Below are 6,101 nucleotides of genomic sequence, written 5' to 3' on the forward strand. Positions count from 1 at the left end.
GAGCCGGGTCGGCATGATCGCACCAGATCAGCGCGTTGAGATCGGCGGCCTGGGCAGCGCTGCCGGCTCCGAGCAGCAGCGCCGTGGCGGCGCATGCGGCATGCAGATGGCTTTTCAGCATGGAAAGCGGATTCCTGGATGCGGATTTAGCGGACATCGAGTGTTCTCCCTTGCCTTTGTGGCTTCTTGCAAAAAATTGAACCAATTCTAAAATTGAGTCAATTCTGTTTTTATGGCAAGAGGCTGATATGAGCGGATTGCGGGCAAGGCAAAAGGCGGACCGGCACCGGCGCATCATCGAGGCGGCGGCGGCACTTTTCCGCGAGGCCGGTTATGAAGGCGCCAAGATCGAGGCGATCGCCGCCCAGGCCGAGGTCTCGGTCGGCACGATCTACAATTACTATGAAAACAAGGGCGACATCCTCGGCGCCATCGTCTCGCTTGAGGTCAACGAGGTGCTCAATGCCGGGCAGGGCGTCGTCGCCAGGCCGCCGGCCAATGTCGGCGATGCGCTGGACACGCTGATCGGCATCTATATCGAGCACTCGCTGCATTATCTCAGCAAGGAGATGTGGCGGCAGGCGATGGCAATCTCGACACAACTGCCCGACAGCCCGTTCGGCCAGGCCTACACCGCACTCGACCGCGCGCTGACCGAACAGATCCGCGCCCTGATCGCCCGGCTGCAGGAGATTGGGCTGGTGCGGCAGGATATCGACGGGGCAGCGCTCGGCGAACTGATCTTCAACAACATGAACATGATGTTCATCGAATTCGTGAAGCGCGACGCGGCGAAGATACCGGAACTGCGCGCAGCGATCCGGAGGCAGAACCGGATATTGGTGGCGGCGATTGCGGTGTGAGAAAGTCAGGAGCAGGCAGGAGAAATCGTCGCTTCCGCATAAGATCTGGTTTCAGACGAGGCTCACCTCTTGAGTTGAGTTTGAAATCTGGTACAACCTAGGAGGGCATAAATAGGGGGAGGGGTAAATGGGGGCGTTTTCCATCTGGCATTGGGCGATCGTGCTGCTGTTGATCGGCGTGCCTGTTTTCTTTGCTGTTCGATCAGCCGCGAAGCCGTCGCAGAATCCTGAAGCTCTTGTGGGCTTCGGCGGCTGGTTGATGCTGCTGGCGATCGGTCAGACATTGTCACCGCTGCGCACACTCGCCGACTTCGCCAATTCGGCGGACGGCTACCAGCAACTCATGACCCTCTCAAATGGCCCGCTGGCGGTGTATGGCGAGCTTGCTCTCAATCTGGCATTTCTGGCGCTTCAGCTGGTTGTGCTCGTTTCGATGCTGCGGCGAGGCCGCCGCTTTCCGCAATTGTTTCTGCTCCAGTGGCTCGCCATCCCTGTCGTTTTCGTGCTGGACACGATCTGGGTTGCGTCAGTTCTGGGCGTTCCGGTGAGCCTGGTACTCGCAGGCGATGCGGTGGTGGCCCCCATGGTTTCGTTTGTGGGAACTGGCATCTGGGCCGCCTACGTCTACAAGTCTGTCAGGGTCCGGAACACGTTCACCAGGGTTGGGGCATCCGCCCGGGTTGCGAGCGCATAGAAGACGGCACAATTTGGAATATTTTGGAGCATCAGGGGCTCGGCGAATTTGATCTCAACAACATGAACATGATGTTCATCGAATTCGTGAAACGCGACGCGGCGAGGATTGCCGAACTGCGGGCGGCGATCCGGAGGCAGAGCCGGATACTGGTGGCGGCGATTGGGGTGCGCGCAGCCGAACATGGTGGGGGCCAGGTGGTCTCTGAATATCCACTACCGTAGTCGCCCTCGCGGCCACTATAGACGTGGACATTCTGCTCTGGCCCAAGACGTGAAGATATGTGTGAGATGGCTTGTGAATATCCGTGCGCCGTGTGTTTTGGCGACGAACAAAAAATCGAGGGATAGACTGTCTAACCGGGCCGACACTGCCGCGTTCCGCTGAGACATTGAGCCCCAATATCCTCGGCAACGCAGTTGGAAAGGATTTGGAGTGGAGGGTATTTCTGATGCAAAGCGTGGCTAAGGCACCAACCAGTTTTATGGATGGGCAAACTCGACCAGTACTTCTCAAGTCGCAACCTCCGCGCCGTCTCCTCCCTTATGCAATCCTTTGATGGACAATAACCGGCCTTTTTGAAAGCCACTAGCTCGACAGTGGTCTTGTCAGGGGCACAGAATATACGATCTTCAAGGCAGGCCTTGCCAACCCCTGTGGCCACGAAGTGGCTGACAGTTATATATGTCTGGAGGCGAACTTCCTTAATATAGTTGTCTCTCAAATACGTTGCCTGCACATCGCCAACAAGATGCCAGAAAGGTTGAAGCGCAACCCTCATCCCTTTCTCGTCTACTAGACACTTTTCTTTTTCGCTTTGCTGCTCCGCCTTGACGAGCATCTTTGAGACTAGCGCTGTGCAATAGCCCTCTGTGTCCAAGTCAGGAAAAGGTAACTCTTCCGCTGCCGAGGCGAACCGTGCCGCTAGGAGAGCCGCCACAGCCAGCAAGATCCGCATCATGCCCATTCTTCTCATGTGTCTCTAAGCCACCCTAAAGCAACGATAGGTTGTCCAGACGTGTTGTTCGACCCCTGAGCGTATCTTATCTGTGTTGCTGGCCATTCGACAATCACTGACGCATCATTCGGTGCTGTCCGTTGCAAGTGTCGGTTTCATTCGGTGGAAACTGGTGCCCCCGGACGGAATCGAACCGCCGACCTTCGGTTTACAAAACCGCTGCTCTACCAGCTGAGCTACAAGGGCACGGCGCTCCGGTTAGCATATTTGTTGCGCCAGTAAAGACAAAACTCCGTTTTTTCCCGGCATGTCGTATGGGCCGTCGGGGAGGGGCATCCTGAAAAACGCCGGATTGCTTCCTACATAGGTGGAAGGTGCAATCGCTTCGAGCAGGGGTGTCGCATGATCAGATTTGTCATCATTCTGCCTATCGTCTTCGTGGCCTGGATGCTGCTGGTGAAGATCATCAGCGATGTGAAGAAGGCCAATGTCGACTGGACCGGCGTCACCACCATCATCGGCTTCATCGCGCTGGCCTTCTGGCTTCGCCATGTCACGGGGCTGGGGTGATAGAGAGCGAATAGTGAGTAGCGAATAGCAACGTAGCGATTGGTACGTGGCGTTCCTGCCTTTTCCTACTCGCTATTCGCTATTCGCCTGCGTCAAGCGTGCACTAAAAATCCCCTCGATCTTCGAACCTTTTCCCGCGCTGCGCCGACTGATGGTCTGAGGCGAATGGGTCGCCTCGATCAAGGATCCAGGAGATCATCATGCTCAAGCGCACTCTTACCTCAGGCCTCGTCGCCATTTTCGTCGCCACCGGCGCGCTCGCCGGCACTGTCGGCACGTCGTCGGCCCACGGCATGCACGGCCATCATCACCATCACAACAAGCACTTCAAGAAGTTCTGGTGGAAGCACTACAACCACCACCACAACCATCATCACCACAGGCACGGTAGGGTGATCATTTTCCTTTGATGGAGGGACCCATTCTTCCAAGAGGGCGGCTTCGGCCGCCCTTTTTGCGTTCGGCGATCACCTTGTGAAGTGGGTGGCAAAGCTGCCGATCTCCCCCGCAAGGAGGGAGATCAGCTGCATCAACGTCCTCGCCAAGCTCTCGCAGGTCGCCGTCGCCAAGACCTCGGTCCATCCGATTTCCTCGGCTCCAGAAAAATCGAAAAAAGATTCGAACCTTTTTCCTGGCCGCAACGACAGATGATCAAGAGGCGGATGGATCGCCTCCGTCAACGAAGCAAGGAGATCATCATGTTCAAGAACACACTCGTTTCCGGCCTCATCGCCACCGCCGTCGCCGCCACCACGCTGGTCGGCACCGTCCAGCCTTCGGCCGCCCACAGCCATCACCACGACCTCGGCATCGGCATTGCCGCCGGCGTCGGTGGTTTCGTCCTCGGCAGCCTGCTCGCCCAGCAGCCCCGTACCGTCTATGTCGACGAAGACGGCGGTTCGTGGCACGTCCGCCGCTGCTACGATCGTTACGCGAGCTACGACGTGGACTCCGACACCTATGTCGGCCACGACGGCTATCGTCACTACTGCCGGCTCTGAGAGGAGGTGGCGTTTCAATCAGCTGAAAAAGAGGGGCGCCCCCGCCGCCCCTCTTTTCGCTGTCCGCATGATCTCAAGCCGAGCTGACGCCGCCAATCATCCTGGTCACCTCGGCGGCGGCATCGCGCACCAGCGGGCCGATCTCGGCCAGCCGCTCCGGCGTCACCCGCACGGTCGGCCCGGAGACCGAGACGCCGCCGATCGGCTCGCCGAATTCGTTGAAGATGGCTGATGCCACGCAGCGCATGCCGGGGTGCCGCTCCTCGTCGTCGACCGACCAGCCACGTCGCTTGATTCTCGCCAGGTCGTGGGCGAGCGCCGAAATGTCTGACAGCGTCCTGTCGGTGAAGCGTTGCAGGCCTGCCTTGCGCAGGATGGTTCCGACGCGCTCCGGCTCGAGATGCGCCAACACCGCCTTGCCGATGCCGGACGCATGGAAGGGGCTGCGCGTGCCCGGCCGGAAGAAGGCACGGATCGCCTGATGCGTCTCGACCTGGCTGACGAAGACGACGCAATCATCCTCGGCGACGCCGAGATTGGCGGTCTCGCCCGTTCTCTCCATCAGCTCCTGCATGACGACACGGGCGCGGTCGACCAGCTTGCGGCGGCGCAGGAACGCCGCGCCCATGCGGTAGGTCTCGACGCCGATCGACCACAGCTGGTCTGATGTGTCGAATTCGACCATGCCGTGGTTTTGCAGCGTCGTCAGCATGCGGTAGGCGGTGGAGGCGGCAAGGCCGCTCTGCGCCGATATCTCGCTCAGCGACAGGCCGCTGCCTTCCGCGACAATGGCCAGGATGCGCAGCGCCCGGTCGAGCGACTGCACCGAACTGGCCTCCGATGGCCCGTTGAAAGCGCGCGGCCGTCCGCGCTGGCGTTTTTCGGTGGTTTCCATGGCGTCATTCTCTGTCGATTTCGCCCGATGCACAATGAAAAAGTTTTTCACTCGGACAGTAGCATAAATTCCTGGAAATCGAAAAATGCAATAAAATCAGGAATATGATGCCGTTTTCTAGAAATGAAAAAATATTCTGAAAAAATTGAAAAATAGCCGGCGTGCTGACATCCTTAGCCAATCCAACAATGACAAACCCGTGGAGGGCTGGAAAATGGCCAGGATGCGCGCTGTCGATGCCGCGGTTCTCGTTCTCGAAAAGGAAGGCATTTCCTGCGCTTTCGGCGTGCCGGGCGCGGCGATCAATCCGTTCTATTCGGCGCTGAAGGCGAGGGGAACGATCCGCCACGTGCTTGCCCGCCACGTCGAGGCCGCCTCGCATATGGCGGAAGGCTATACCCGCGCCAAGTCAGGCAATATCGGCCTATGCATCGGCACCTCGGGTCCGGCCGGCACCGACATGATCACCGGGCTTTACTCGGCCGCAGCGGATTCGATTCCGATCCTGTGCATCACCGGCCAGGCGCCGCGCGCACGGCTGAACAAGGAGGATTTCCAGGCCGTCGACATATCAGCCATTGCCGCGCCGGTCGCCAAATGGGCGGTCACCGTCATGGAGCCTTATCTGGTGCCGATGGCGCTGCAGAAGGCATTTCACCTGATGCGCTCGTCGCGGCCGGGTCCGGTGCTGATCGACCTGCCGGTCGACGTCCAACTGGCCGAGATCGAGTTCGACATCGATGCCTATGAGCCGCTGACGCCATTCAAGCCGGCGATGACGCGCGCCCAGGCCGAAAAGGCGTTGACCATGCTCAACGCCGCGGAAAAGCCGCTGATCGTCGCCGGCGGCGGCATCATCAACGCCGATGCGTCGGATCTGCTCATCGAATTCGCGGAAATTTCTGGCGTGCCGGTCATCCCGACCTTGATGGGTTGGGGGGCGATCCCCGACGACCACCGGCTGATGGCCGGCATGTGCGGGCTGCAGACCTCGCACCGCTATGGCAATGCGACGATGCTGGAAGCCGACTTCGTCTTCGGCATCGGCAACCGCTGGGCCAACCGTCACACCGGCTCGGTCGATGTTTATACAAAGGGGAAAAAGTTCATCCATGTCGAC

10 protein-coding genes and 1 tRNA gene are annotated in these 6,101 nt (G+C 59.1%); 8 read left to right on the forward strand and 3 right to left on the reverse strand.

Features of this window, described 5'->3' with window-relative positions; translation table 11 throughout:
- Window positions 1–248: 248 nt before the first annotated feature.
- The 3 genes from EN993_RS29395 (at window position 249) to EN993_RS29405 (ending at window position 1,781) form a co-directional block, all read left to right on the forward strand.
- Window positions 249–863, forward strand: a complete 615-nt coding sequence (locus EN993_RS29395; protein WP_127265533.1) for a TetR/AcrR family transcriptional regulator — start codon at window positions 249–251, stop codon at window positions 861–863.
- Window positions 864–990: 127 nt separating this feature from the next.
- Entirely contained in the window at window positions 991–1,557 is a 567-nt protein-coding gene (locus EN993_RS29400) for a DUF2569 family protein (protein WP_127265534.1), read from the forward strand.
- Window positions 1,558–1,580: 23 nt separating this feature from the next.
- Window positions 1,581–1,781 (forward strand): hypothetical protein, encoded by a 201-nt coding sequence (locus EN993_RS29405; protein ID WP_206532439.1) that lies wholly within the window; start codon window positions 1,581–1,583, stop codon window positions 1,779–1,781.
- Between the two features lie 131 nt (window positions 1,782–1,912).
- Here the strand turns inward: EN993_RS29405 and EN993_RS29410 are convergent, their stop codons facing one another.
- Both EN993_RS29410 and EN993_RS29415 read right to left on the reverse strand, forming a co-directional pair.
- Complete coding sequence (locus EN993_RS29410) at window positions 1,913–2,518, reverse strand: hypothetical protein (protein ID WP_127265535.1); 606 nt, start codon at window positions 2,516–2,518, stop codon at window positions 1,913–1,915.
- Between the two features lie 167 nt (window positions 2,519–2,685).
- Window positions 2,686–2,761, reverse strand: a tRNA-Thr gene (locus tag EN993_RS29415).
- Window positions 2,762–2,917: 156 nt separating this feature from the next.
- Between EN993_RS29415 and EN993_RS29420 the strand changes: the two genes are divergently transcribed.
- The 4 genes from EN993_RS29420 (at window position 2,918) to EN993_RS29430 (ending at window position 4,086) form a co-directional block, all read left to right on the forward strand.
- Entirely contained in the window at window positions 2,918–3,085 is a 168-nt protein-coding gene (locus tag EN993_RS29420; RefSeq protein WP_127265536.1) for a hypothetical protein, read from the forward strand.
- 200 nt (window positions 3,086–3,285) lie between these two features.
- On the forward strand, window positions 3,286–3,495 hold the full coding sequence (locus tag EN993_RS29425; protein ID WP_127265537.1) for a hypothetical protein: 210 nt from the start codon (window positions 3,286–3,288) through the stop codon (window positions 3,493–3,495).
- Between the two features lie 73 nt (window positions 3,496–3,568).
- Complete coding sequence (locus EN993_RS37180) at window positions 3,569–3,736, forward strand: hypothetical protein (RefSeq protein WP_164757888.1); 168 nt, start codon at window positions 3,569–3,571, stop codon at window positions 3,734–3,736.
- 47 nt (window positions 3,737–3,783) lie between these two features.
- Window positions 3,784–4,086, forward strand: a complete 303-nt coding sequence (locus tag EN993_RS29430; RefSeq protein ID WP_109671674.1) for a BA14K family protein — start codon at window positions 3,784–3,786, stop codon at window positions 4,084–4,086.
- A gap of 73 nt (window positions 4,087–4,159) precedes the next feature.
- Here the strand turns inward: EN993_RS29430 and bhcR are convergent, their stop codons facing one another.
- Complete coding sequence (bhcR, locus tag EN993_RS29435) at window positions 4,160–4,981, reverse strand: HTH-type transcriptional regulator BhcR (protein WP_127265538.1); 822 nt, start codon at window positions 4,979–4,981, stop codon at window positions 4,160–4,162.
- Window positions 4,982–5,195: 214 nt separating this feature from the next.
- Here bhcR and EN993_RS29440 point away from each other — a divergent pair.
- Window positions 5,196–6,101: thiamine pyrophosphate-binding protein (locus EN993_RS29440; protein ID WP_245469007.1), on the forward strand; the 906-nt coding region annotated here is incomplete at its 3' end.

Source organism: Mesorhizobium sp. M7D.F.Ca.US.004.01.2.1, from assembly GCF_003997785.1.
GTDB classification, from domain to species: Bacteria; Pseudomonadota; Alphaproteobacteria; order Rhizobiales; family Rhizobiaceae; genus Mesorhizobium; species Mesorhizobium loti.